Source organism: Geodermatophilus telluris (assembly GCF_900102745.1).
Classification (GTDB): domain Bacteria; phylum Actinomycetota; class Actinomycetes; order Mycobacteriales; family Geodermatophilaceae; genus Geodermatophilus; species Geodermatophilus telluris.
In genome coordinates, this window is record NZ_FMZF01000003.1 from 144,207 (window position 1) to 169,193 (window position 24,987).

The window sequence follows — 24,987 nt, forward strand, 5'->3', positions numbered from 1 at the left end:
GTCAGTCGGCGAAGACGGTCGTCAGCGCGGCGGCCACGTCGGAGTGGGTGCGCACGGGGCGGCAGTGCCCCCGGCCGGCCCGCGCCAGGTCGCGGCCGAGCTCCAGGTCGTGCTCCCCTGCGACGTCGAGCAGCACGTCGAGCCGGGGCAGCCGCGCGGCGACCGACCGGGGGTCGGGACCGGCGTTGTGCACGGCGTCGGAGAGCAGGACGACCCGGGCGTCGTGCGTCCGGACGCCGGCCAGCTGGCGGCCGGCCACCTCCAGGGCGAAGGAGACGTTGGTCAGCCCCTGCGTGGGGACGCGCAGCAGCAGGTCCAGGACGGCGACCGGCGCCACCTGCTCGCCGAGGCGCACGAGCACCGCCGCGTCGGACCAGAAGGCCACCACGGCCAGCCGGTCGCGGCCGAGCTCGCCGGCGAGGGCGCCCACCGTGGCCGCCGCCGTCCGGGCCCGCTCACCGCGCATCGACCCCGAGACGTCGACGACGAGGACGACCGACCGCCGGCGCCGCAGCCGCTCGCGCACGACGACGTCCTCGTCCTCGAGCAGCGGCTTGCCGACCAGCACGTCGAGGGTCCGCTCCAGGTCCAGGTCGTCGGAGCCGCCGCGCCACGGGACGCTGGCCAGCTCACCGGCGCCCCGGTGGGCGCGGTGGTCGCGGGGCGGGTGCGGGACGGACAGCCTCCGGGCGATCTCCCGCGCGCGCTGCCGAGTGACCAGGTCGACCGGTCCGCCGTCGGCCAGGTCGGCCAGGGCGATCAGCTCGGCCGGCTCGTCCGTCGTCCCCGACGGCGACCCCCCGGGACGGCCCGGTGCCGCGCGCGCCCGGCGCCGGTCCCCCGCCGACAGTGCCAGTCCCCCGCCCGCGGAGGGCTGGTACAGCGACGGCGGCTCGGTCAGCTGCTTGGGCCGGCGGCGCAGCGGACGGGTGCCGCGGTGCCGGGCGGCCGCCGGCCGGCCCCGCCGCTGCACCGGCGAGTCGGCCTCGACCGCCCTTCAACCGGGGTCGGCCGCCGCGGGCTCGAGCAGGAAGTGGTCCTCCCAGATCTCCCGGAGCACGCTCTCCGGCGTGGCCTCCATCGTCTCGTCGAGGAAGACCCGGCCGGAGAGCGCGAGCAGCACCGCGTCCAGCACGACGGCGGTGTAGTCCTCCGGCAGCCCCCGCGGCGGGGCCACCGACGGCTCGTCCGGCAGCGCCACGCCGCGCATGGCGGCCAGCTGGGCGGCGACCAGCGCGAGGTCGATCGCGCCGCGCACGCTGCTGCCCTGCCGGATGTCGTCGCGCTCCCGCGTCGCCCGCGTCAGGGCGACCGCGTCGGCGACCAGCCGGGGCGAGTCCACGCCGGTGCGCAGGGCGACGACGTCCCGCTCGGCCGCGTCGTCCTGGTAGTCGATGGCCAGCCGGCACAGCCGGTCGTACACCGACGTCGACAGCCGCGTCGTCCCGATGTTGTCGTAGGGGTTCATCGAGGCGACCAACCGGAACGTCGGTCGCGCCGCCACGGTGCCCACGCGGGGCACCGCGATGCGCCGCTCGGCCATGGCGGTGAGCAGGGTGTTGATCGTGTCCTCGGGCGCCCGGTTGAACTCCTCCACGTAGAGGAAGCCGCCGGTCCGCATCGCCTCCACGAGCGGGCCGGGGACGAAGTTCTCCGGCGTGTAGTCCTCGCGGAGCACCCGGGCGGGGTCGTGGTGGCCCACCAGCCGGGTGGGGGTGAGGTCGGCGTTGCCCTCCACGAAGACCAGCGGGATGCCCCACTCCCCCGTGACGGCGTGCAGCAGCGTGGACTTCGACGTCCCCGGCGGGCCCTCGAGCAGCACGTCGCGGCCGGCGGCGACGGCCGCCAGCAGGAGGTCCAACTCGTGCTCGCGGCCGACGACCCGGGCGGCGACGCGGCCGCGCAGCTCCCGGACGGTGCCCGCGTCGTCGCCGGTGGGCCGGCCGTCGGCGGCGGGGCGGAGGTCCCGGTCGCTCACCGGATGGTGTAGCCGGCGTCGACCGGCAGCGTCACGCCGGTGACGTAGCGCGCCTCGTCGGAGACGAGGAACAGGATCGCGTTGGAGATGTCGACCGGGTCGATGTAGGGCACCGGCAGCGGGTGCAGCGTCTCGAACAGCTCGGCGAACTTCTCCCGCGTCGGGTTCGGGTCGTCGGGCGTGAACAGGCCCCAGGTCTTCTCGTTCTGGATCATCACGGTGTCCACCCCGGTCGGGTGCACGGTGTTGACCCGGATGGACTGCTTGCCGAACTCGTTGGCCAGCGTGCGCATGACGCCGACGACGCCGTGCTTGGCCGCCGTGTAGTGGATGGTGTTCGGCGTCCCCTTGAGCCCGGCGGTCGAGCTGGTGATCACGATCGACCCACCACCGGACTCGATCAGGTGCGGCAGCGCCACTCGGCAGGTGTTCCACACGCCGGTCAGGTTGATGTCGATCATCTCCTGCCAGGCGTCGTCGGTGAGCTCGAGCGACGGCTGGATCTCGAAGACCCCGGCGTTGGCCAGCACGATGTCCAGCCGGCCGAGCTGCGCGACGCCGTCGTCCACGGCGGCCCGCAGCGCGGCCGGGTCGCGGACGTCGGCCTTCGTCGCCACGATCCGCCGGTCGAGGGCCTCCACCTGGCGCACGGTCTCGGCGAGGTCCTCCTCGGTCGCCGGTGGGTACATCCGGATCGACTCGACCGGTGCGCAGACGTCGACCGCGATGACGTCGGCGCCCTCCTGGGCCAGGCGCAGCGCGTGACTGCGGCCCTGGTTGCGGGCGGCTCCGGTGATGAAGGCGACCTTGCCCTCGACGCGTCCTGCCACGCCGTCCTCCTCGTGTGCTCGGTGAGTGGGGTTACTTGGTGATCCAGCCGGCGTCGACCCGGTGGGTGGTCCCGGTGACCCAGCGGCCGGAGTCGTCGGCGGCGAGGTAGAGCACCGCCTCGCTGACGTCCTCGGGCTGCACCCACGGCGTGGGCAGCAGGTTCAGGTCCTGGAAGACGCCGCTGACGTCCTCGCGGGTGGGGTGCTCGAGGTCGGGCCGGAACAGCCGGTAGACGTTCTCGTTCTGGATGAGCGGCGTGTCGACGTTGGTCGGGTGGATCGAGTTGACCCGGATCCGCTCGGGTGCCAGCTCCAGGGCCAGCGACCGCATCAGCCCGACGACGCCGTGCTTGGCCGCCACGTAGGAGGCGACGTTCGGCATGCCGCGCAGCCCGAGCGCGGAGCTGACCAGGACCAGCGACCCACCCTCGCCGTGGGCGCGGACGTGCGGGATCGCGGCCTTGGCGGTGAGGAAGACGCCGGTCAGGTTGGTCTCGAGCATGTCCCGCCACTCCTGGGCGGGGGTGTCGGCCACCTCGTGCGGGGGGACGCCGATGCCGGCGTTGGCGACCGCGCAGTCGAGCCGGCCGAGCTGGGCGACGCCGTCGGCCAGGCCGGCGGTGAGTGCCTCCTCGTCGGTCACGTCGGCCTGGAAGGTCACCATCCGCCGGTCGAGCCGCTCGACCGCCCGGACGGTGTCGGCGAGGTCCTCGGGGGTGGTGACCGGGCCGGTGGCGCTGGGGATCGGGCCGCAGGCGTCCATCCCGACGACGTCGGCACCCTCGCGGGCCAGCCGGATCGCGTGGCTGCGGCCCATGCCGCGTCCGGCACCGGTGACGAAGACGACCTTGCCGTCGAGCCTGCCCATCGGTGCCTCCACCGTCCGCGTGACCTGGACGACAAACTATGCGAATCGTATGGAGGGTGACAACGGGGGCCGGCTGTCGTCGCGGCGGCAAACATGATAAGGATTACGACCGATGAGGAGCACCCGCGGGGCGCCGTCCCGGCCGGCCGTCCTCGCGGTCAGCACGCTGGCGATGGGCCTGGGCGCCGCGCCGATGCCGATCGTGGGCTACCTCGGCGCCGCGCTCCGGGCCGACCTGGGCCTCACCGGTGCCCAGCTGGGCCTGGTCGTCGGCCTCTTCTACGGGGCCACCGGCGTCACGTCGCTGCTCGGGTCGCGGCTCGTCGACCGGCTCGGCGCCCGCTGGTGGGTGGCCGGCGACCAGGCGCTCACCGCGGCCGGGCTCGCCGGCGCGGCCCTGGTCGGCTCGTTCCCGGCGCTGCTGGTCGCGAGCCTGGTGACCGGCTGCGGTTACGCCTTCGTCAACGCCGGCACCAGCGTCGCGGTGACCAGCGCGTCCCGGCCCGACCAGGCGGCCGCCGCGGTCGCGGTCAAGACGGCCGGCATCCCCGGGCTGCTCACCGTGGTGGCCCTGGCGGGACCGCCCGCGGCCGGGGTGGTCGGCTGGCGCGGCGTCGTGCTGGTGCTGGCCGGGCTGGCCGCGGTCAACGCCGTGCTGGCGCTGCTGTGGGTGCCCAGCCGCCGGCCCGCGCCCGGCCCGGCCGGTGACAGCGGACCGGCTCCGCTGCCGCGGGGGTTCGGGTGGGTGCTGCTGGCGGCGACCTGCTTCGTCGTCGGCACCAACCCGCTGTCGTCGTTCCTGGTGGTGAGCCTGGTCGACGGCGGGGTCTCCCCCGTCACCGCCGGCCTCGTCTCGGCCGCGGGCACCGGGGCCGGCACGGTGGCGATGGTGGTCGTGGCCCGCCGCAGCGACCGGCGCGGTCCCCTGCCCCGGGCCGCGACGGCCGCCCGGGTGTGCCTGGTCGGCCTCACCGGCACGCTGCTGCTGTGGGCGGGGACCCACCTGGGGCTCGCGGTGGTCGCCGTCGGCGCGGTGGCCGGCCTGCTGTGCGCGATGGTGGGCGCCGGGTTCGCGCACGCCGTCACCGTCGACCGGGCCCCCCACGCGGTGGGGCGGGCGACGGCGGTGATGTCGTGCGGCTACTACCTCGGCGCGCTGGTCTCCCCCCTGGCCTTCGGCGCGCTGGCCGACCTGACCGGTGGCTACGACGTGCCGTGGGCGGTCACCGCGGCGGCCATGGCGGTGGCGGTGGCCTCCTACGCCGTCGTCCAGCGCCGCGTCCCCCCGGCCGTGGCCGTCCCTCCCACCGCGCCGGTCGCCGTCCGGCGGTGACCGTGCCGTCTAGGCCGCGGCGAGGGCCTCGTCCCAGCCGGCGCCGGCGAGGAGCAGCTTGCGGAAGGGCAGCAGCGCCTTGAGCGCGCCGAAGCCGACCGCCGCGCGCAGCCGCCCCTCGCTGCCGGAGATGGCGACGAAGCCGTCCTCGAGGTCGCCCACGACCACCCGCAGCTCGTCGCCGGGCCGCACCCGGCCGAACACCTGCAGCCGCGCGCCGAGCTGGTCGCTCCACACGTAGGGCACCGCGTCGTGCACCGTCGGCGTCCCGGTCAGGTTGGCCGCCACCACGCCCGCGGTCTCCACCGCGTTCGTCCAGTGCTCCACGCGCACGTCCTCCCCGGCGCGCGGGTGCCGCCACCGGGCGACGTCGCCGACCGCCCACACGTCCTCGGCGCCGACGGCGGCCAGCCGCTCGTCGCAGACGACGCCGTCGCGCAGGTCGAGGCCGGACGAGGCCAGCCAGCCGGTCTCGGGCACCGTGCCCAGGCCGAGGACGACGAGGTCGGCAGGCAGCAGCGCGCCGTCGGTGAGCCGCACCCCGGTCACCCGGTCGCCGCCCTCGAGCGCGGCCACCCCCGCTCCCATGTGCAGGTCGACGCCGGCCGCGGCGTGCCGGCGGGTGAGGGCCGCGCCCAGCTCGGGGCCCAGCCCGCGCACCATGAGCGCCGGCAGCGGCTCGACGAGCGCGACGGACCGCCCGAGCCCGTGCAGGGTCCAGGCCACCTCGGCACCGATGAACCCGCCGCCGACGACGACCACGCGGGCGCCCTCGGGAGCCGCGGCGCGGATCGCCGCGGCGTCGGCGGCGGTGCGCAGCGTCCAGACCCCCGCCCGCGGCTCCAGGCCCGGGACGGTGCGCGGGGTGGAGCCGGTGGCGACGACGAGCCGGTCGTAGGCGATCGACTCGCCCCCGTGCAGTCCCACCCGGCGGCGGTCGCGGTCGAGGTCGACCGCGCGGCCGTGCACCAGCTCGACGCCGAGCGCGCCGAGGCGCTCCCGGTCGGTCAGCGGGCGGGCCTCCACGGCGGCGTCGGCCAGGAACGCCTTCGACAGCGGCGGCCGGTCGGCGGCCACCCCGTCGGCGGAGCCGGGCTCGGCCCCGACGAGCACGACGTCGGCGTCGCTGCCCCGGCGGCGCAGGGCCTCGACAGTCCGGACGCCGGCCAGCGAGGCCCCGACGACGACGATGCGCACGGACCGGCGCCCCTCAGGTGAGGACCGTGATGGCCCGCTCGGGGCAGCTGTCGGCGCCCAGCTGGGCGTCGGCCTCCAGCTCCGCGGGCACCGGGTCCTGCACGACGATCGCGTGGCCGTCGGTCTCGTCGAGTTCGAACACGTCCGGAGCACTCATGTGGCAGACGCCGTGACCCTGGCAGGCTCCCAGGTCGACCGTGACGCGCATCTCGAACACCTCCGGGGGACGGCGGCGGCCCGGTTGGGACACCGACCCTGTTGACACGACAAAACCAGGATAAGCATTATCACACTGTGACGGTGATCAGAGACGAGGACCACATGAGCACCTCCGGCCGGTGTCCCGTCGTCCACTTCGACCACCACTCGCCGGAGCACGCCGACGACACCGTCGGCGCCTACCGGCGACTGCGTGAGACCCATCCTGTCGCGTGGAGCGAGCTCTACGGCGGCTTCTGGGTGCTCACCGACTACGAGTCGGTGTTCGAGGCGGCCCGCGACGACGACGTCTTCTCCTCCCAGCGCCTCGACCAGTACGGCGGGCCGGGCCTGTCGGTGGTCATCCCGAAGACCCCGATGCACAAGCACATCCCGATCGAGCTCGACCCGCCGGAGTTCCGGTCCTACCGCAAGGTGGTCAACCCGATCGCCTCGCCGGCCGCCGTCGCCAAGGTCGAGGACATGATCGTCACGTGGACGACGTGGTTCGTCGACGAGCTCATCGAGTCCGGCGAGGCCGACCTCGCGCAGGTCATCGGCGTCCCGGCGATCTGCACCATCGACTGGCTGGGCCTCGACGTCGCCGACTGGCAGGTCTACGCCCGCTCGCACCAGGCCACCCTGGCCGAGCCCACCGACAGCCCGGTGTACCGGCGCGCGGTCGAGGTCGACCTGCCCTACTGCTCCGAGCAGATGCGCCGGACGATCGCCGCCCGCGCCGCCGAGCCGCGCGACGACGTCATCAGCTACCTGGTGCAGCAGCAGGTCGACGACCGGCCGATCACCCAGGAGGAGGTCTTCTCGATCGTCGAGCTGCTGGTCAGCGGCGGCGTGGGGACGACGGCCTCGCTGGTCAGCCAGGCGCTGGTGTGGCTCTACGAGCACCCCGACGTCCGCCAGGAGCTCATCGACGACCCGTCGCTGCTCGACCGCGCCATCGAGGAGTTCCTCCGCTACTTCTCCCCCACCCAGGCGCTGGCCCGCACGGTGCTGCAGGAGACCGAGTTCCACGGCTGCCCGATGCACGTGGGCGACCGGGCGCTGCTCGCGTGGTCGTCGGCCAACCGCGACCCCGCGCAGTTCACCGACCCCGACGAGGTCGACATCCACCGCTGGCCCAACCGGCACCTGGCCTTCGGCGTCGGCGTGCACCGCTGCGCGGGCTCGCACTTCGGCAAGCGGATGGCCAAGGAGATGCTCGCCCAGGTGCTGGAGCGGATGCCCGACTACGCGGTCGACCTCTCCGGCCTCAAGCGCTACCCGCGCCAGGGGGTCAACAAGGGCTGGCAGCGGATCCCGGCCACCTTCACCCCGGGCGAGCGCCGGCTGCCGCCGGGCGCGGTGCCCGCGGGCGTCTCCGCGGCCAGCGCCCGCAGCTGACGCCGGGCGCACCCCCCACCCCCCACCCGCCCACCGCGACGGCGCGGTGGCACCGAGCAGGCCCGAGCAGAGGAGCCCGGTCATGGCAGGTCGCATGGAAGGCAAGGTCGCGTTCATCACCGGCGCGGCGCGCGGGCAGGGGCGGGCGCACGCGCTCCGCCTGGCCCAGGAGGGCGCCGACGTCGTCGCCGTCGACATCTGCGCCGACATCGACACGGTGACGCCGTACTACCCGCTGGCCACCGAGGAGGAGCTGGCCGAGACGGTGCGCCAGGTCGAGGCCCTCGACCGGCGGATCGTGGCGCGCAAGGCCGACGTCCGCGACCTCTCGGGACTGCAGGCGGCCTTCGACGAGGGGCTGGCGGAGTTCGGCCACGTCGACACCGTCGTCGCCAACGCCGGGATCGCCACCTACGGCAAGGCGTGGGAGCTGACCGGCGAGCAGTGGAAGGACATGCTCGACGTCAACCTCACCGGCGTCTTCCACACCGCCAAGGTGGCCATCCCGTCGATGATCGAGGCGGGCCGGGGCGGCAGCATCCTGTTCACCAGCTCGATCGGCGGGCTCAAGGGCATCCAGAACGTCGCCCACTACGTGGCCTGCAAGCACGGCATCGTCGGCCTGATGCGGACCCTGGCCAACGAGCTGGGGCCGTACTCGATCCGGGTGAACACCATCCACCCGACCAACGTCGACACGATCATGATCCAGAACCCCGGCACCTGGGCGATGTTCTCGCCGGGCGACCCCGAGCCCAGCCAGGAGAAGGCGATGCCGGGGTTCCTGTCGCTCAACACGCTGCCGGTGCCGTGGATCGAGCCGGTCGACATCAGCAACGCGGTGCTCTTCCTCGCCAGCGACGAGGCCCGCTACGTCACCGGCGTGACCTTCCCCGTGGACGCCGGCGCCTTCGTGAAGTAGCGGCCACACCTTGTGGTCGGCGTCACACCCTGAGCACCATGTGCAGGAATCGTGACGCCGACCCCAGGGAGCCCGACGTGACCTCGACCGCGACCCCGCAGGCGCCGGACATCCTCTCCCCGGAGTACCTCGCCGACCCCTACCCGTTCCACCGGGTGCTGCGCGACGCCCACCCGGTGACCTTCCACGAGCCGACCCAGAGCTGGCTGCTCAGCCGGTACGCCGACGTCGCCGGCGCCTTCCGCAGCCCGGCGTTCTCCAGCCGCAACTACGAGTGGCAGCTCGAGCCGATCCACGGCCGCACCATCCTGCAGATGGAGGGCAAGGAGCACGCCACCCACCGGGCGCTGCTCAACCCGTTCTTCCGCGGGAAGGGCCTCGAGGCGTTCCTCCCCGTCGTCACCCGCAACGCGGCGGAGCTGGTCGACGGGGTGGTGCAGCGGGCGGCCGGCGACCTGGCCGACGGGTTCGCCGGGCGCGGGCGGGCCGACCTGGTCGCGGAGTTCACCACCTGGTTCCCGATCAACGTGATGGTCGACATGCTCGGCCTGCCCAAGAGCGACCACCAGCGCTTCCACGGCTGGTACCACTCGATCATGGCGCACCTGAACAACCTGGCCGGCGACCCCGCGGTCACCGCCCGCGCCGACCAGACCCGCGAGGAGCTGCGCGACTACGTGCTCCCGATCGTCCGGGAGCGGCGCGAGGGCGACGGCGACGACCTGCTGTCCCGGCTGTGCCGCGCCGAGGTCGACGGCGAGCGGATGAGCGACGAGGAGATCAAGGCCTTCGTCAGCCTGCTGCTGGTCGCCGGCGGGGAGACGACGGACAAGGCGATCGCGAGCATGGTCCGCAACCTGCTCGACCACCCCGACCAGATGGCGGCCGTGCGCGCCGACCGGTCGCTGGCCGACGCGGTGATCGCCGAGACGCTGCGCTTCTCCGGCCCGGTGCACATGATCATGCGGCAGACCGAGGAGGCGGTGGAGCTCTCCGGCACCACGATCCCCGCCGGGGCCACCTGCATCCTCATGCTCGCCGCGGCCAACCGGGACGAGCGCCGCTTCCAGCGTCCCGAGCAGTTCGACGTGCGGCGGCCCGACCTCGACGTCGGCCGGGCCTTCTCCGGCGCGGCCGACCACGTGCAGTTCATCCTGGGCCGGCACTTCTGCGTCGGCTCGCTGCTGGCGCGCAGCGAGATGACCGTGGCGCTGGACCTCGTGCTCGACCGGCTGCCCGGCCTGCGCTACCAGGAGGGGTTCACCCCGCGCGAGGCCGGCCTCTACACCCGCAGCGTGGAGAGCCTGCTCGTCGAGTTCGACGCGCCGGCCGCGGCCTGAAGAAGGACCCCGTCCCACTCACGCCTCGCACGCTCGGCGCGAGCCTCCGGACGGGGCCACCGGAAGGCTGGAGGTCGTGGTCGGCGCAGAGGGTCTGGTCAACCAGGCGAAACATGCATAGGGTAACCGCGGTCACATCCACCCCCGACGAGGACCGTCGGACATCCCGAGGAGACCCGCCATGTCGGCTCGCGGCGCCATCGAGAACGTGCTCAACCGGTACTCCATCGCCTACGACGACAACGACATGGCGGAGATGGCCGACACCTTCACCGAGGGCGCCGTCCTGACCATGCGCATCGCCGGCGGCGACCTCATCGGCCCCTTCGAGGGCAAGACCGCGGTGATGAAGCTGATGACCGACAGCCTGGCCAGCCAGACCGACCAGCGCCGGCACGTGACCACCAACGTGGCCATCCGCAAGGAGACCGAGGACGCCGCGACCGTCACCTCCTACCTGACGCTGATCTCGGTGCAGGACGGGAAGGCCACCCTGCTGTCCACCGCGAAGTACGAGGACGAGCTGGTGCGCGAGGGCGACGGCGCCTGGCGGTTCACCAAGCGGCACATCGAGCTGGACCTCCCCTACTGAGCCGCGGCCCCGGACGAGGAGCACACCCGTGAACCAGGGCCTGGTCCCCGCCAAGTGGGCGGCACTGACCCCGCGCGCCGAGGCCGTCGTCGACGTCCCCAACAGCCGGCGGATGACCTACGCCGAGTTCGACTCCCTCGTCCGGCGCGCGGCCAACGGGCTGCGCGGCCTGGGGCTGGAGAAGGGCGACCGGTTCGCCGTCCTGTCGCGCAACTGCGCCGAGTACATGGCGCTCTACTACGCCGCCGGCCGCGCGGGGCTGGTCCTGCAGCCGCTGAACTGGCGGCTGGCCGGCGAGGAACTGGCGACCATCGTCCGCGACGCCGCCCCGAAGGCGGTGGTCAGCGCCGACGAGTGGGCCGAGACGGTCGAGCAGCTGCAGCGCGACGTCGACGTCCCGCACTGGCTGCAGTTCGGCGACAAGAGCGACGGCTCGTTCCTGCGCCTGGTCGAGGCCGCCAGCGACGAGGAACCGGTGTGGACCGCGCAGGCCCGCGACGACGACCCGTTCTTCATCCTCTACACCGGCGGCACCACCGGGAAGAGCAAGGGCGCGATGCACACGCACCGCAGCACCGGGGCGATGATGCTGGCGCAGACCGTGGCCGAGCGGATCGTGCCCACCGACGTCTACATGCTGACCGGGCAGATGTACCACATCCCCACGGTGCTGGCGATGAACTACAACCGGCACGGCTGCCCGCTGGTGCTGGTGAACTTCGAGGCCAAGCAGGCCCTGGAGGTCATCCAGGAGGAGCGGGTCTCGGCCTTCCTCGGCATCACCACGATGATCAACTGGATGATGGCCGTGCCCGACTTCGCGAGCTACGACCTCTCCAGCCTGCGCAACTTCCAGTACGGCGGCGGGCCGATGCCCTCCTCCGTGGTGCGCGCGGCGATGGACGCCTTCCCCTGCACCATGATCCAGGGCTACGGGCAGACCGAGGGCGCCGGCATGACCTTCCTGTCGCAGGAGGACCACGTCCGGGCGGTCAACGGCGACCACCCCGAGCGGCTGCGCTCCTGCGGCCGGGAGGGCTTCACCGCGCAGATCCGGGTGGTCGACGAGTACGGCCGCGACGTGCCGCAGGACGGGCGGACGGCCGGGCAGATCGTCGTCCGCGGCGAGCAGAACATGATCGGCTACCTCAACCAGCCCGAGCTCACCGCGCAGACCATCCGCGACGGCTGGATGTGGACCGGCGACATGGCCACCTGGGACGACGAGCGGTACGTGTTCATCGTCGACCGCGCCAAGGACATGATCATCTCCGGCGGCGAGAACATCTACTCGGTGCAGGTCGAGGAGGCCATCAACCAGCACCCGGCGGTGCTCGAGTGCGCGGTGTTCGGCGTCCCCGACGACGAGTGGGGCGAGGCGGTCAAGGCCGTCGTCGTGCTCAAGCCCGGCACGCAGGCCACCGAGCAGGACATCGTCGAGGAGGCGCGCAAGCACCTGGCCGGCTACCAGAAGCCGCGCTCGGTCGACTTCGTCTCCCAGCTGCCGAAGGCGCCGACCGGCAAGATCCTCAAGCGCGAGCTTCGCCAGCCCTACTGGGCCGAGCGCGACCGGGGCGTCTGAGTGGCCTTCGCGGAGGCCGAGCTGCAGTCCGTCGTCGGCCGCCGCTTCCCCGGCGGCACGTACACCGTCGAGCCGTGGCGGGCCTGGCTGCTCGCCGACTGCGTGCTCGCCGACCCGCCGTCCCTGCAGGACGGCGACCAGGTCGCCCACCCGCTGTTCGCCTGGATGGCCGCCACCGGGGCCATGGGCGTCACCTGGGACGAGCTGTTCGCCTGGTTCGGCGCCACGGCCGCCGACGGGCCGGTGTTCGGCGAGCACGAGACGACGCTGCACCGGCCGCTGCGGGTGGGCGCCGGCTACCGGGTCAGCGGGGGCATCGAGTCAGCGGAGCGCAAGGTCGGCCGGCGCACCGGCGTCTTCGACGTCGTCGGCTACGCCATGGACCTGCACGACGCCGGCCTGCCGCCCGACGACCCGGCCGCGCACGTGGCCCGCTGCTGGAACTCCATCGTCTTCCCGAGGAGGGGCGCATGACCGTCGGCACCGAGCTGCCCGTCTACGAGGTCGCCTCGGTGAGCGCCGAGAAGATGAAGACGATGGCGGCGCTGCTGAGCGACCCCACGCCCATCCACTGGGACGTGGCCACGCTCCAGGCCCTCGGCATGGGCGACCGGCCGGTCAACCAGGGTCCGCTGAACATGGGCTACGTGATGAACGCCGTCACCGCCTGGGCCGGCGGCCCGGGGTCGCTGCGCCGGCTGCGGGTGCGCTTCCTGGGCACCGTGCTGGCCGGGCAGCACCTGCGGGTGCGCGGCACGGTGAGCGCGCTGCGCGAGGAGGACGGCGTGCGGCTGGCCGACTGCGACGTCGTCCTGGAGGTGGTCGACGGCGAGCCGGTCGTCTCCGGCAGCGCGACGGTGGTGCTCGCATGAGCCACCAGCCGCTGCGCTTCCAGCTGGCCTACGGCGACTGCGACGTCGTCGGGATCGCCTACTTCGCCGTCTACTACCCGTGGATGGAGCGCGCGCAGACGCTGTGGCTGCACTCCCACGGCCTGCGCAGCGGCGAGCTCGTCGAGGACCTCGGTGTGCTCACCGTCGGCGTGCACTCCGAGTGCACGTACAAGCAGATGGTGCGGGTGTTCGACGAGCTGACCATCGGGATCACCCTCGACCGGGTCGGCACGTCGTCCTACACCCTCGGGTTCGACTTCGTCCGCGACGGCGCGGTGGTCACCCACGGCGCGATGACCTTCGTGTGCCGCACGCCGGAGGGCGGCAAGGCGGCGATCCCGCAGCGGCTGCTCGACGTGCTGCGCACCCTCCCGACCCCGGCGGAGGTGACCTCGTGAGCGAGCTCGCGAGTTCACGCGCTGGCACAGCAGGCTGCCTCACGCGGCTGACGAGCGCCAGCGAGGAAGCCTCGTGAGGCTCGACCTGCCGGCGGTGACCGCGGACCTGACCGCGGCCGCACCGGCCGACGGCGGCCTGACCGCCCTCGCCGCGGCGGTGCGCGCGCAGGCCGACCGCCAGGCGATCGCCGACCTCGGCGTCCTCTACGCCCGGGCGGTCGACGACCACGACGTCGACAGCGTGGTGGCCATGTACACCGCCGACGGCGTCTTCGAGCGGCGGGGCGTGGCCGCCACCGGGCCGGCGGCGATCCGCGCGGCCTACGTGTCCAGCTTCGACACCTACCGCACGATGCTGCACACCCCGCACCCCGGCGTCGTCCGGCTGCACGGCGACGGGACGGCGTCGGGCTGGTCGCACGGCCACGCGGAGCTGGCCACGTCGAGCACGCTGGTGCTCGCGTCCTTCCGCTACGAGGACGACTACCGCTGCGAGGACGGCCGCTGGCGCTTCGCCCGCCGCGCGATCACCTTCATGTACGCGGTGCCGGCCGACCAGCTGGCCACGAGCTTCGGCTCGGTGCAGCGCATGCGCTGGCCGCGCACCGCGCCGGAGGCCGCGGACTACCCGGAGACCTCCCCCACCTGGGAGTCCTACCGGGACTGAGACCACCGGGGCACCCGCGCCCCGGGGAGTGGACGGAGGACCCGTGTACCGGATCGTCGTGAACTACAACCACCCCGAGGACCCGCAGGCCTTCCTCGAGTACTACCGCACCACGCACGCGCCGCTGGCCAAGAACCTCTCGGGCCTGTCGGGCTACACCTGGGGCGTGGCCGAGAGCCTGGACGGGTCGCAGCCCCCGTACTTCGTCAGCGCCGTCCTCGACTGGCCGTCGAAGGAGGCCGCGCTGGCCGACCTCGGGTCCGCGGAGGGGCAGGCCGCCTCGGCGGACATGGCCAACTTCGCGCAGGCCGGGGCCTCGATGTACGCCCTGGACCTCGAGACCGTCGTCTGACCCCTCGCGCGCTCCCGCGGACCTGCCCGGTGCGGGTCCGCGGGAGTGCGCGGGGTCGCCCGGCGCCGCACGGCAGACAGGACACCCCTCGTGACCGCAGTGCCGACCACCCCCGACCTCGCCGCCCGGCTGGCCCGGGTCGAGGACACCCTGGCGGTGCACGACCTGGCCGCCCGGTACGCCCTGGCCGTCGACGACCGCGACTGGGCGGCCCTGCGCACCCTGTTCACCGCCGACGCGGTCTTCGCCGGGGTCACCGACCGGGTGCGGGGACGCGACGCCGTGCTCGGCTACCTCGAGCGGCGGCTGGCCGTCTCCGGGGCGAGCGCCCACTCGCCGCACGCGCACGTCGTCGACTGGGGCCGCCCCGGCGAGGCCACGGGCACGGTGTCGATGCACGCCGAGCAGGCGGTCGACGGGACGGCGATGGTGCTCGCCTTCCGCTACGCCGACGCCTACCGCCGGGAGGGCGACGGGCGGTGGCGGATCGCGTCGCGCGAGCTCCGCTTCCTCTACGCGGTGCCCGCCGCGGAGTACCCCGTCGCGGTCACCGCGTCCCGGCCGCTGCGCTTCCCGGGCGCCGACCCGTCCCCTGCCCAGCTGGGACCCCGGGCCCTCACCTGACCTGGGGCAACTCCGCGGAAGTGCACCGGGCAACTCCGCGGAAGTGCACCGGGTCAGGGGCGGTCGGCGGCGGGCTGCACGGGGGCGGGGTTGTAGCCGGGGAGGGCGAGGTGGCCGGCGTCGACGGGGATCGCCTGCCCGGTGACGCCGGACGCGCCGTCGGCGGCCAGCCACACCGCGGCGTCCGCGACGGCCTCCGGGGCGAGCGCCCCCTGCCCGCCGAGGACGCCGTAGTGCAGGGCCGAGGACTCGAAGTCCGCCCGCGTGCCGCCGGGCCGGCCGGCCATCTGGTCGTACACGCCCGGCCAGTTCGTCATCGGGGTGTCGACCAGGCCCGGGCAGATCGCGTTGACCCGGACGCCGTGCGGGCCCAGCTCGAGCGCGGCGCTGCGCATCAGCCCGAGCACCCCGTGCTTGCTCGCCGCGTAGTGCGCCGCGCCCGCGTTGCCGCGGACGCCGTTGACCGACGAGATGAGCACCATCGACCCGCGGCGCTGCTCGATCATGTGCGGGGCGACGGCCTTCATCGACCGCCAGACGCCGAGCAGGTTGACCTCCAGGACGTCGCGGAACTGCTGCTCGCCCATCTCCCAGAACGGCGCCTGGGAGAAGACGCCGGCGTTGGCCACCAGCGCGTCGAGCCGGCCGAACGTCTCCAGCCCCTCGGCGACGGCGGCCTCCAGCGCGGCGCCGTCGCGGACGTCGGCGGTGCGCGCCACGATGCGCCGGTCCAGCGCCTCCACCTGCGCCGCGGTCTCGGCCAGGTCGGCGGCCCGCGCCGTCGGGTAGGGCACCGACCCGATGCCGCCGGTGTCGCTGTCGATGTCGACGGCGACGACGTCGGCGCCCTCCCGGGCGAACGCGACCGCGTGCGCCCGCCCCTGCCCGCGCGCGGCCCCGGTGACCAGCACGACCTTGCCCTGCAGCCGGCTCACGGCATGCGCACCTCTCCGCCGAGGGCCGTGACCAGCACGACCGGGTCGAAGAACTCGGCCAGCCGGGTGATCCGCCCGTCACGGACGCTGAACCGCGAGATGTAGGTGTTCCGGTAGGGCCGGCCGGTGGGCAGCACGGTCGTGTCGCTGGTGTACTCCGCGACGAACTCCCCGGGCCGGCCCTCCAGCGCGTCGATCCGGTAGTCGGCGAAGCGCATCGGCTCCATGACGCCCTCGGGGTAGACCTCCATCGCCTTCGTGCGCCCGTGGGACACCTTGGGGAAGCCGGGTGGGGCGTAGGGCAGCACGAGCTCGACGTCCTCGGCGAAGGTCGCCTCGATGGCCGGCAGGTCCAGCCGGCCGACGGCGTCCAGGTAGGCCACGACGACGTCGCGCCCCTCGGTTGCGGTCACGTCTCCTCCTGCGTGGGTCGGCGGCCGCGGGCGGCCCGGAAGGCGGTGACGGCGTCCCGGTGCTCCGGGGTGCCGAACAGCAGCGTGATGGCCTCGACGGACTCGCTGAAGCCGCCGACGGCGTCGCGGTTGACGAAGGCCTTGCCGACGCGCACGGCCAGCGTCGAGTGCGCGGCCATCTCGGCGGCGAGCGCGACGGCGGCGGGCAGCAGCTCGCCGTCGGGGTGCACCTCCTGCACCAGGCCGGCCCGCTCGGCGCGCGCGGCGTCGACCTCGCGGCCGGTGAGCGCCAGGTAGCGGGTCCAGTGCCGGCCGAGGACGTCGGGCCCGCGGACGATGCCGTAGCCGGGCATCAGCCCGACGGTGGCCTCCTTGAAGGAGAACCGCGCCGACTCCGCGGCCAGCACGACGTCGCAGGCCAGGGCCAGCTCGGCGCCGCCGCCGAAGGCCAGCCCGTTGACCGCGGCGACCACCGGGACGGCGCACCGCTCCACCGCGGAGAAGGCGTCGTAGACCAGCTTCAGGTGCGGCCGCACCCTCGCGACCTCACCGGCCAGCCCGGCGAACATGTCCAGGTCCCCGCCCGCGGAGAACGCCCGGCCCCCGCCGGTGAGCACCACGGCCCGCACGTCGTCGTCGACGCCGATCGAGCCCATGACCGAGGCGAGCTCGCGGAACCAGGTCTCGTCCATCGCGTTGAGCTTCTCCGGCCGGCTCATGGTGAGGACCGCGACGCCGGGCCGCGGGTCGGTGCGGGTGAAGCGCTCCATCAGCGGGCCTCCCGGTCCCACGTGCCGGGCGGGACGCCGTCGGCGCGCAGCTTGTACTTCTCCACCCGCTGGCTGGGGGTCAGCGGCAGCGCGTCGAGGACCCGCACGTAGCGCGGGACGGCGAAGGAGGTCAGCCCGCGCAGGCAGTGCTCGACGAGCTCGGCGGGGTCGACGGCGGCGCCCTCGGCGGGGACGACGGCTATCGCGACGTCCTCCTCCGACAGCTCCGAGGGCAGGCCGTAGGCGGCGACCTGCGCCACCGAGGGGTGCTCGGCGACGACCCGCTCGACCTCCCAGGAGGAGACGTTCTCGCCGCGGCGGCGGATGGTGTCCTTCATCCGGTCGAGGAAGGTGAGGAAGCCGTCGGCGTCGAGCACGCCGCGGTCGCCGGTGTGGAACCACAGGCCGCGCCAGCTGGCCGCGGTCGCCTCCGGGTCGCCGGCGTAGCCGTCGAACATCCAGCCGGTGTGCTTCGGTCGGACGACGATCTCCCCCGGGGTGCCGGCGGGTACCGGCTCGTCGGCCTCGTCGACGACCCGCACCGCGTAGTTGGCCGACTCGCGGCCGGCGGTGCCGATGCGCCGGGCCGAGGGGGGCATGTCGCAGACGATCGAGACCTCGGTGCTGCCGTAGATCTCGGTGAGCCGGATGCCGAAGCGCCGCTCGGAGGACGCGAACACCTCCGGCGGGCACGGGGCGCCGAAGGCCACCCGCACCGGGTTGTCGGCGTCGTCGTCCCGGGGCGGCTGCTTGTGCAGGATCGACATCATGGCGCCCTGGTAGTTGAACGCCGTGATCCCGTGGGCGCGGCAGGTGTCCCAGAACCGGCTCGCGGAGAAGGCGCGGTCGAGGACGAGGTCGGCGCCGGCCTCGGCGGCGGTCATCACGCTGCAGTAGCGGGCGTTCGAGTGGAACAGCGGGAAGACGCTGTAGAGCCGGTCGGCGGCGGTGTAGTCCATCAGCGCGACGGTGTGCCGGGTCAGGTTGACGTTGGCCCGGTGCGAGAGGACCGCGCCCTTGGGCGGCCCGGTGGTGCCGGAGGTGTAGAGGACGACGGCGGGCGCGGCCGGGTCGACCGGCGGCAGCGGCTCCGGGGCGGCGGCGAGCAGGTCGGCGAGGTCCACCTCCCCGCCTCCCCCGTGCACGACCAGGGTGCGCACCGTGTCGGGCGCGGCCGCGCGGACGGCGTCGAGGAACTCGGCGTCGCACACGACCACCGGCGCGCCGGAGTGCCCGAGCAGGTAGCGCAGCACGGTCGGCCCGCTCGCCGGGTTGAGCGGCACCTCGACCAGGCCGGCGCGGGCCAGGCCGAACCAGACGGCGAGCGTCGCGACGCTGCTGCGCATCAGCACGCAGACCCGGTCGCCGGGGCGCAGCCCGAGGGCGCGGAAGCCGGTGGCGGAGCGGTCGGCGCGGGCGTCGAGGTCGTGCCAGGTCACCGCCTCCCCCGCCACGAGCGCGCCGGCTGCGGGGGCGGCCCGGCCGGCGGCGGCGGCCAGCCAGTCCCCGATCGACGGCGCGACGGTCATGTCCCTCCCCGGCTGGAGCCTGTGCCACCATCCAGCCAGACCATGCGCACGATGACAAGGGTTGTGGGGTGATCGGTCGTGGCGGATCGGGTGCAGGTGGGTGTGCGGGACATCGAGGACCTGCGGGGCACGCACCTGGCGCGCGCCGACCAGGACGACCTGCTGGCGGCGCAGACCGAGTGCACCGTCGCCTACACCTCCCGGGAGGGGTGGCCGGCCGCCGTCGTGATGAGCTTCCTGCGCCACGACGGGCGGTTCTGGCTGACCGCGGTCGCCGGCCGCGACCACCTGGAGTCGCTGCGGCTCGACGGGCGGCTGACCCTCGTCGTGGACAACCGCGGCACCGGCCTGCCGGGGCGCCGGATGCTCGCCGTCCAGGGCACCGCCGTCGTCCACGACGACCGGGAGACCAAGGACTGGTTCTACCCGGCGTTCACGGAGCGGATGGCCGCCGCCGACCCGGCCGCTTTCGTCCGGCTCCTGGACAGCCCGAACCGCGCGGTGCTCGAGGTGACGCCGACCGGACGGCAGAAGAGCCACGACAGCCGCCGGATCGCCGGCGACGGCCGCGGTGGCGCCGGGTCGTGAGGGGGTCCTCCCTCAGGCGTCGGGGGCGGGGAACCGCGGGCGGCGCTTCTCCAGGAACGCGGTCGCGCCCTCGGCCATGTCGGGGCTGCCGATCGCCTGCACCAGCATGCCCAGTCCCGTGGTGAAGGAGTCCCGCGCTGCGTTCCACCAGACGTTGGAGCTCACCTTGGCGATCTCCAGGTAGCGCGGGCTGAGCACCGACAGCTCCTCGACCAGGGCGTCGACGGCGGCCACCAGCTCGTCGTCGGGGACGACGGCGTTGACCAGGCCGAGCTCGAGGGCCTGCGCGGCGGAGTAGCGCCGGCAGAGGAACGCCATCTCCTTGGCCCGCTTCTCCCCGATCTGCACGCCCAGCACGTTGGTGGCGCCGGTGACCGGGGCGCTGCCCACCCGCGGGCCGGTCTGCCCGAAGGTGGCCGACTCCGCCGCGATCGCCAGGTCGCAGGCGATCACGAGCTCGTTGCCCCCACCGGCCGCCGGGCCGTTCACCGCGGCGACGACCGGCCGCGGGTGGTTGCGGATCGCGTCGAACAGCCGCAGCGACGACCGGTAGAGCCCGCGCATGCTCGTCACGTCGGGGGCGGACAGGTTGGTCAGCGCGCCGCCGGCGCAGAACGAGCCGGGCACCCCGGTGATCACGACGGCGCGGCTGCGGGTGCTGCCGTCGAGCGCCTCCACGACCGCCTCGGCCATCTCCGGGTCGTACGCGTTGCGCCGGTCGGGCCGGTTGAGGGTGATCCAGGTGGCGTCGCCGCGCTGGTCCACGAGCACCGAGTCAGCCACGGGCGGCCTCCATCGGCCCGGGCAGCGGCTGGTCGTCCGACAGCCCCATCAGCCGGGAGAAGTTGCCGCCGAGGATGCCCGCGGTGGTCTCCTCGTCGTAGCCGAGCGCCCGGATCGCGGCGATCTCGCGGGCCGGGTCGGCCATCGGCCAGTCCGAGCCGAACACGATCCGGTCGGCGCCGTGCCGGTCGATGATCGAGCGCACCCGCTCGGGCGCGAGCTCGGCCATGGTCGGCGGCCACGACGTCTCCAGGTGCACCGGGAGCCCCAGCAGCTCCTCCTCGGCCTCCTCCAGGCGGTGGTAGCCGCCGAAGTGGCAGGCGATCAGCCGCAGGTCGGGGAAGCGCCGCACGATGTCGCGGACCATGCCCGGCGTCGCCCGCTCGTTGCTCTCCGCGTCCCCGCCCCGGCCGACGTGCGCGATGACGGCGATCTCCGAGCCGAACGCCTCCAGCAGGTCCCACACCCGGGGGTCGTCGTAGGCGAACCCCTGGAACAGCGAGTGCAGCTTCACGCCGGGGATGCCGTTGCGGCGCAGCGACGCCAGGTTCTCCTCGAGCGGGAGGTCGGGGTGGACGGTGCCGAAGCCGAGCAGCGAGCCGCCGCGCGAGCGGGCCACGAACCGGTTGGTGCCGTCGACGTACTTGGCGCTGTCGGCGATGCCCAGCAGCACCCCCCGGTCGACGCCGGAGCGCTCGAGCACGCCGGGCAGCGTGGAGATCTTGCCGTCGCCGACCCGCGGCAGCTGGGGCACCCGCGGGCCGAGTGCCCGCTCGGCGATCTGGTCGGGCCAGGCGTGGCAGTGCACGTCGGTGATCACGGCTGTCCTCCGTCGACGGTGACGATCGATCCGGTGGTGAACGACGACCAGTCGCTGGCCAGGTACAGCGCGGTCCCCACGACCTCCGAGGGCTGCCCGCCCCGGCCCAGCGCGAACGTCGCCGCCCGCCGGCCGAAGGCGGCCATGTCCCAGGCGGCCGACACGTCGGTGAGGAAGGTGCCGCACATGATCGCGTTGACCCGCACGGTCGGCCCGAAGGCGTGCGCCAGGCCCACGGTGACCGCGTTGAGCCCGGCCTTGGCCGCGGCGTAGGGCACGATGTCGGCCCGCGGCCGCACCGCGCCGGTGCTCGACACGTTGATGATCGAGCCGCCCTCGCCGGCGGCCATGCGGGTGCCGACCAGGGCGGCCAGCCGGAACGGGCCCTTGAGGTTGACGCCGAGGACCTTGTCGAAGAGCACCTCGGAGACGTCGGCGACGGTGTCGTAGCGCGGGCTCATCCCGGCGTTGTTCACCAGGACGTCGACCTTCCCGAGCTCGCCGTAGACGGTCTCCACCAGCTCCTCGAGGCCCTCCCAGCGGCCCACGTGCGCCGACACCGGCAGCGCCCGCCGTCCGGTGGTCTCCCGGACCTCGGCCGCGGTCTTCTCGCAGCTGGCCAGGTCCCGGCTGGCGACGACGACGTCGGCGCCGGCCGCGGCCAGCCCGAGCACCATCTCCCGGCCCAGCCCGCGGCTGCCGCCGGTGACCAGCGCGACCTTCCCCGACAGGTCGACCGCGACGCTCATGCCGCGCGCACCGGCGCCGGCCCGACCACGTCGCTGCTGCCCAGCCGGGCGATCTCGTCGGCGGTGAGGCCGAGCAGCCCGGTGAGCGCGGACTCGGTGTGCTCGCCGATGGCCGGCACGCCCTCGTACACCGGGCCCGCGTAGCTGCCCAGGTGCAGCACCGGGCCGGGCACGAGCACGCGGCCCAGCCGCGTGCCGGCGAGCTCGACCAGCGTGCGCTCGCGGAAGTGCGGGTCCTCGACGATGTCGCGGGCGTCGTTGACCGGGGCGGCGACCACCTCGTGCGCGTCGAGGTCGGCGAGCACCTCGGCCCGCGGCCGCTGCGCCACCCAGTCCTTGACGTGCTGCTGCAGCTCGTCGTTGTTCGCCATCCGGGCGACGTTGGTGGCGAAGCGCGGGTCGTCCTTGAACTCCGGGCGGCCCATCGCGTCGAACAGCCGCAGCGCGATCGTCTGGTTGGACGCCGCGATCGACAGCCACTGCCCGTCGGCGGCCTGGTAGATGCCGCGCGGGGACGCCGAGCCCGATCCGTTGCCCACCCGCTCCTGGATGAAGCCGGTGGCGGTGTAGTTCACGATCAGGTCGCCGAGGATGAACATCAGCGGCTCGTAGAGCGCCACGTCGACGACGTCGCCGCGGCCGGTGCGGGTGCGGTTGAACAGCGCCGTCGTCGTCCCGAAGGCGGCCGACAGGCCCGCGATGGAGTCGGCGAAGCCGAACGGCGGCGAGGTCGGCGGGGTCTCGGGCCAGCCGTTGACGAACGCGTAGCCGCTGGCGGTCTCGGCCACGGTGCCGAAGCCCGGCCGCTCGCGGTAGGGCCCGGTCTGGCCGAACCCGGAGACGCGGGTGAGCACCAGCCCGGGGTTCTCCGCCGAGAGCACGTCGTAGCCCAGCCCCCAGTCCTCCAGCCGGCCCGGCCGGAAGGACTCGACGACGACGTCGACCCTGGCGGCCAGCCGGCGCACCAGGTCGCGGCCCTCGGGCCGGCGCAGGTCGATGCCGATGGACTCCTTGCCGCTGTTGAGCCGGGCGAAGCCGAGGGAGAGGCCCTCGTGCTGCGGCGTCCACTGCCGGGCGAAGTCGCCGGTGCGCGGGTCCTCGACCTTGATGACGCGGGCGCCGAAGTCGCGCAGCATCCGGCCGGCGGTCGGGGCGGCGTACATCGTCCCCAGCTCGAGGACGGTGACCCCCGCCAGCGGCGGCGTGCCCGGATCGGTCGTCATGTCGTTCCCCCTGCTGGTCACGGCCGCCACTGCACGTGCTGCGGCTCGAGGTACTCGCGGATGCCCCACTCGCCGATCTCGCGGCCGACGCCGGAGAGGCCGAACCCGCCGAAGGGCGCGTCGGGGCGCATGTTGCCGCCGCCGTTGACCCAGACGGTGCCCGAGCGCAGCCGCGCCGCCAGCGCCCGGCCGTGCTCCACGTCGGGGGTGTAGACGTTGGCCGCCAGGCCGTAGGCGGTGTCGTTGGCCAGCGCGACCGCCTCCTCCTCGGTGGCGAAGGGGACGACGACGCCCACCGGGCCGAACACCTCCGTCTGCACCAGCCGGTTGTCGTGCGGCAGCCCGGCGAACACGACCGGGTTGACGAAGTACCCGCGGTCGGGCACCGGGGTGTCCAGGGACAGCACGATCTCCCCGCCGTCGGCCAGGCCGCCGTCGATGAACGACTGCACCCGCTGCCGGTGGTCCTCGCGGATCATCGGGCCGACGTTGACCTCGCGGTCCCACGGGTCGCCGACCTTGAGCGCGGTGAACGCCTCCCGGGAGGCGGTGAGGAAGTCGTCGACCAGGCTCTCGTGCACCAGCATCCGGGCGAGCGCCGCGCAGCCCTGCCCGCCGTTGCGCGCCCAGCGCAGGTGGATGTCCCGCGCCAGCGTCGCGACGTCGGTGCCGGGCAGCAGGATGTTCGGCGACTTGCCGCCGAGCTCCAGCGTCACGCCCTTCAGCCCGCGGGCGGCCTGCTCCATGATGCGCGCGCCGACGGCGTCGGAGCCGGTGAACGACACGCGGTCGACGCCGGGGTGGGTGGTGAGGTGCTGCCCGACCGACGGCCCGTCGCCGACGAGGACGTTGATGACGCCGGCGGGGATGCCGGCCTCCTGGAACAGCTCGCCCATCCACAGCGTGGTCAGCGGGGTCCGCGGGGAGGGCAGCAGCACGGTGGTGCACCCGGCCGCGAGCGCCGCCCCGAACTTGAAGACGGCGAGGTTGATCGGGTAGTTGTAGCCGGTGATGCAGGCCACCACGCCGGCCGGCCGGTAGGCCACCTCGGAGTAGCTGAGCACCGGGTCGTGCCAGGGCCCGAGCTGCTCGGTCCGGTCCACCAGCGCCGCCTCGGCCATCCAGCGCAGGTGGGTGATGCCCAGCCGCACCTGCATGACCTCGGCGAAGGCGACCGGGGTGCCGACCTCGTTGACGATCGAGGCGGTGAGCTTCTCGACGTTGGCCTCGAAGACGTCGGCCAGCCGGGAGATCGCCGCGCTGCGCTCCTGCGGGCCGGCCTGCGCCCACGCCGGGAAGGCGCGGCGGGCGGCGTCGACGGCGGCGTCGACCTGCGCGGTCGACGCCGTCGGCACGGTGGCGGTGACCTCCTCGGTGGCGGGGTTGACCGCCTCGATCACCGGCCCCTCGCCGGGGACCAGCCGACCGTCGACGAGCAGCTCGCGGGTGGTCGGGACCCAGGTGCGCAGGTCCGGCTGGGTGGCGGTCATGCCTGCTGCTCCTCGCGGACGGGGGTGTCGTCCCCCAGCACGCGGGGGTTGGAGCCGCCGTGCTCCGGGCTCCTGGCCATCAGGCCGACGCGGGTGCACCGCATGACCAGCACGTCGTCCTGGTTGTAGCCGCGGTGCTCGAACCAGACGATCCCGCTGTCGGTGCGGCTGCGGCTCTCGCGCTTGTCGAGGATGGTGGTCTCCCCGCGCAGGGTGTCGCCGTGGAAGACGGGGTGGGGGAACTCGACCTTGTCGTAGCCGAGGTTGCCCAGTGTGGTGCCGAAGGTCAGCTCCAGCACGTGGAAGCCGCCGACCAGGGCCAGGGTGAACAGGCTGTTGAACAGCGGCCGCCCGTGGATGGTGCCCTTGGCGAACTCGTGGTCGAGGTGCAGCGGCTGGGTGTTCATCGTCAGCGACGTGAACAGCACGTTGTCGCTCTCGGTGACGGTGCGGGTGAACGGGTGCCGGTACACCCGGCCGACCTCGAACTCCTCGAAGTACAGACCTCGCAC

29 protein-coding genes are annotated in these 24,987 nt (G+C 73.9%); 13 read left to right on the top strand and 16 right to left on the bottom strand.

Translation table 11 applies throughout. From position 1 onward, the window contains the following. Window position 1: 1 nt before the first annotated feature. From BLQ97_RS11130 to BLQ97_RS11145, 4 genes are read right to left on the bottom strand one after another with little or no spacing between them, the layout of a single operon-like run. A complete protein-coding gene (locus tag BLQ97_RS11130) occupies window positions 2–973 on the bottom strand; it encodes a vWA domain-containing protein (RefSeq protein ID WP_217637151.1) in 972 nt (323 codons plus the stop codon). 24 nt (window positions 974–997) lie between these two features. Beyond that, window positions 998–1,978 (bottom strand): AAA family ATPase, encoded by a 981-nt coding sequence (locus BLQ97_RS11135; protein ID WP_091365955.1) that lies wholly within the window; start codon window positions 1,976–1,978, stop codon window positions 998–1,000. Continuing rightward, window positions 1,975–2,808 (bottom strand): mycofactocin-coupled SDR family oxidoreductase, encoded by an 834-nt coding sequence (locus tag BLQ97_RS11140; RefSeq protein ID WP_091365956.1) that lies wholly within the window; start codon window positions 2,806–2,808, stop codon window positions 1,975–1,977. Before BLQ97_RS11140 ends, BLQ97_RS11135 begins: the two co-directional genes overlap by 4 nt. 31 nt (window positions 2,809–2,839) lie before the next feature. Next, window positions 2,840–3,676 carry a mycofactocin-coupled SDR family oxidoreductase gene (locus tag BLQ97_RS11145; protein ID WP_091365957.1) on the bottom strand — a complete coding sequence of 279 codons (837 nt, stop codon included), beginning with the start codon at window positions 3,674–3,676 and terminating at the stop codon, window positions 2,840–2,842. A 112-nt stretch (window positions 3,677–3,788) separates the two neighbouring features. Between BLQ97_RS11145 and BLQ97_RS11150 the strand changes: the two genes are divergently transcribed. Beyond that, complete coding sequence (locus tag BLQ97_RS11150; RefSeq protein WP_091365958.1) at window positions 3,789–5,009, top strand: MFS transporter; 1,221 nt, start codon at window positions 3,789–3,791, stop codon at window positions 5,007–5,009. A 9-nt stretch (window positions 5,010–5,018) separates the two neighbouring features. Here the strand turns inward: BLQ97_RS11150 and BLQ97_RS11155 are convergent, their stop codons facing one another. Both BLQ97_RS11155 and BLQ97_RS11160 read right to left on the bottom strand, forming a co-directional pair. After that, window positions 5,019–6,206, bottom strand: coding sequence for an NAD(P)/FAD-dependent oxidoreductase (locus BLQ97_RS11155; RefSeq protein ID WP_091365959.1), 1,188 nt, complete (start codon window positions 6,204–6,206; stop codon window positions 5,019–5,021). A gap of 13 nt (window positions 6,207–6,219) precedes the next feature. Then, window positions 6,220–6,414, bottom strand: coding sequence for a ferredoxin (locus BLQ97_RS11160; protein WP_091366395.1), 195 nt, complete (start codon window positions 6,412–6,414; stop codon window positions 6,220–6,222). Between the two features lie 92 nt (window positions 6,415–6,506). Between BLQ97_RS11160 and BLQ97_RS11165 the strand changes: the two genes are divergently transcribed. The 11 genes from BLQ97_RS11165 (at window position 6,507) to BLQ97_RS11215 (ending at window position 15,175) form a co-directional block, all read left to right on the top strand. Beyond that, window positions 6,507–7,805, top strand: a complete 1,299-nt coding sequence (locus tag BLQ97_RS11165) for a cytochrome P450 (RefSeq protein ID WP_217637152.1) — start codon at window positions 6,507–6,509, stop codon at window positions 7,803–7,805. Window positions 7,806–7,887: 82 nt separating this feature from the next. Then, the gene (locus tag BLQ97_RS11170) at window positions 7,888–8,727 is read left to right on the top strand and encodes a mycofactocin-coupled SDR family oxidoreductase (RefSeq protein WP_091365961.1); all 840 of its coding nucleotides are present in this window, start codon (window positions 7,888–7,890) and stop codon (window positions 8,725–8,727) included. Window positions 8,728–8,804: 77 nt separating this feature from the next. Next, complete coding sequence (locus BLQ97_RS11175) at window positions 8,805–10,067, top strand: cytochrome P450 (RefSeq protein ID WP_217637153.1); 1,263 nt, start codon at window positions 8,805–8,807, stop codon at window positions 10,065–10,067. 181 nt (window positions 10,068–10,248) lie between these two features. After that, window positions 10,249–10,659, top strand: coding sequence for a nuclear transport factor 2 family protein (locus BLQ97_RS11180; protein ID WP_091365963.1), 411 nt, complete (start codon window positions 10,249–10,251; stop codon window positions 10,657–10,659). Between the two features lie 28 nt (window positions 10,660–10,687). Continuing rightward, the gene (locus BLQ97_RS11185) at window positions 10,688–12,241 is read left to right on the top strand and encodes an AMP-binding protein (protein WP_091365964.1); all 1,554 of its coding nucleotides are present in this window, start codon (window positions 10,688–10,690) and stop codon (window positions 12,239–12,241) included. Continuing rightward, window positions 12,242–12,715, top strand: coding sequence for a hypothetical protein (locus tag BLQ97_RS11190; protein ID WP_091365965.1), 474 nt, complete (start codon window positions 12,242–12,244; stop codon window positions 12,713–12,715). After that, entirely contained in the window at window positions 12,712–13,113 is a 402-nt protein-coding gene (locus BLQ97_RS11195) for a MaoC family dehydratase (protein WP_091365966.1), read from the top strand. Before BLQ97_RS11190 ends, BLQ97_RS11195 begins: the two co-directional genes overlap by 4 nt. Then, window positions 13,110–13,532: an acyl-CoA thioesterase gene (locus BLQ97_RS11200; protein ID WP_091365967.1), complete on the top strand. Its 423-nt coding sequence runs from the start codon at window positions 13,110–13,112 to the stop codon at window positions 13,530–13,532. The genes BLQ97_RS11195 and BLQ97_RS11200 overlap by 4 nt, the downstream gene beginning before the upstream one ends. A gap of 73 nt (window positions 13,533–13,605) precedes the next feature. Beyond that, complete coding sequence (locus BLQ97_RS11205; protein WP_175471687.1) at window positions 13,606–14,199, top strand: nuclear transport factor 2 family protein; 594 nt, start codon at window positions 13,606–13,608, stop codon at window positions 14,197–14,199. A 43-nt stretch (window positions 14,200–14,242) separates the two neighbouring features. Beyond that, window positions 14,243–14,551 carry an EthD family reductase gene (locus BLQ97_RS11210; protein WP_091365969.1) on the top strand — a complete coding sequence of 103 codons (309 nt, stop codon included), beginning with the start codon at window positions 14,243–14,245 and terminating at the stop codon, window positions 14,549–14,551. Window positions 14,552–14,641: 90 nt separating this feature from the next. Continuing rightward, window positions 14,642–15,175 (top strand): nuclear transport factor 2 family protein, encoded by a 534-nt coding sequence (locus tag BLQ97_RS11215; protein WP_175471688.1) that lies wholly within the window; start codon window positions 14,642–14,644, stop codon window positions 15,173–15,175. Between the two features lie 53 nt (window positions 15,176–15,228). On the opposite strand, the gene BLQ97_RS11220 is transcribed toward BLQ97_RS11215, so the two are convergent. Genes BLQ97_RS11220 through BLQ97_RS11235 form a run of 4 tightly spaced genes read right to left on the bottom strand, consistent with a single transcriptional unit; the run spans window position 15,229 to window position 18,822 of the window. After that, window positions 15,229–16,110, bottom strand: coding sequence for a mycofactocin-coupled SDR family oxidoreductase (locus tag BLQ97_RS11220; protein ID WP_091365971.1), 882 nt, complete (start codon window positions 16,108–16,110; stop codon window positions 15,229–15,231). Further along, entirely contained in the window at window positions 16,107–16,523 is a 417-nt protein-coding gene (locus BLQ97_RS11225) for a nuclear transport factor 2 family protein (protein ID WP_091365972.1), read from the bottom strand. Before BLQ97_RS11225 ends, BLQ97_RS11220 begins: the two co-directional genes overlap by 4 nt. Beyond that, window positions 16,520–17,293, bottom strand: a complete 774-nt coding sequence (locus BLQ97_RS11230; RefSeq protein ID WP_091365973.1) for an enoyl-CoA hydratase/isomerase family protein — start codon at window positions 17,291–17,293, stop codon at window positions 16,520–16,522. The genes BLQ97_RS11225 and BLQ97_RS11230 overlap by 4 nt, the downstream gene beginning before the upstream one ends. Continuing rightward, window positions 17,293–18,822: an AMP-binding protein gene (locus BLQ97_RS11235; RefSeq protein ID WP_091365974.1), complete on the bottom strand. Its 1,530-nt coding sequence runs from the start codon at window positions 18,820–18,822 to the stop codon at window positions 17,293–17,295. The genes BLQ97_RS11230 and BLQ97_RS11235 overlap by 1 nt, the downstream gene beginning before the upstream one ends. A gap of 78 nt (window positions 18,823–18,900) precedes the next feature. Here BLQ97_RS11235 and BLQ97_RS11240 point away from each other — a divergent pair, with 78 nt between their 5' ends. Further along, window positions 18,901–19,410, top strand: a complete 510-nt coding sequence (locus BLQ97_RS11240; protein ID WP_217637154.1) for a pyridoxamine 5'-phosphate oxidase family protein — start codon at window positions 18,901–18,903, stop codon at window positions 19,408–19,410. Between the two features lie 12 nt (window positions 19,411–19,422). Here the strand turns inward: BLQ97_RS11240 and BLQ97_RS11245 are convergent, their stop codons facing one another. Genes BLQ97_RS11245 through BLQ97_RS11270 form a run of 6 tightly spaced genes read right to left on the bottom strand, consistent with a single transcriptional unit; the run spans window position 19,423 to window position 24,987 of the window. Continuing rightward, a complete protein-coding gene (locus BLQ97_RS11245; RefSeq protein WP_091365976.1) occupies window positions 19,423–20,193 on the bottom strand; it encodes an enoyl-CoA hydratase/isomerase family protein in 771 nt (256 codons plus the stop codon). Next, window positions 20,186–21,013 carry an amidohydrolase family protein gene (locus BLQ97_RS11250; protein WP_091365977.1) on the bottom strand — a complete coding sequence of 276 codons (828 nt, stop codon included), beginning with the start codon at window positions 21,011–21,013 and terminating at the stop codon, window positions 20,186–20,188. Before BLQ97_RS11250 ends, BLQ97_RS11245 begins: the two co-directional genes overlap by 8 nt. Then, window positions 21,010–21,762: an SDR family NAD(P)-dependent oxidoreductase gene (locus BLQ97_RS11255; protein ID WP_091365978.1), complete on the bottom strand. Its 753-nt coding sequence runs from the start codon at window positions 21,760–21,762 to the stop codon at window positions 21,010–21,012. Before BLQ97_RS11255 ends, BLQ97_RS11250 begins: the two co-directional genes overlap by 4 nt. Then, complete coding sequence (locus tag BLQ97_RS11260; RefSeq protein ID WP_091366397.1) at window positions 21,759–22,985, bottom strand: CaiB/BaiF CoA transferase family protein; 1,227 nt, start codon at window positions 22,983–22,985, stop codon at window positions 21,759–21,761. Before BLQ97_RS11260 ends, BLQ97_RS11255 begins: the two co-directional genes overlap by 4 nt. A 17-nt stretch (window positions 22,986–23,002) precedes the next feature. Next, on the bottom strand, window positions 23,003–24,475 hold the full coding sequence (locus BLQ97_RS11265; protein WP_091365979.1) for an aldehyde dehydrogenase family protein: 1,473 nt from the start codon (window positions 24,473–24,475) through the stop codon (window positions 23,003–23,005). Continuing rightward, a complete protein-coding gene (locus BLQ97_RS11270; protein ID WP_091365980.1) occupies window positions 24,472–24,987 on the bottom strand; it encodes a MaoC family dehydratase in 516 nt (171 codons plus the stop codon). Before BLQ97_RS11270 ends, BLQ97_RS11265 begins: the two co-directional genes overlap by 4 nt.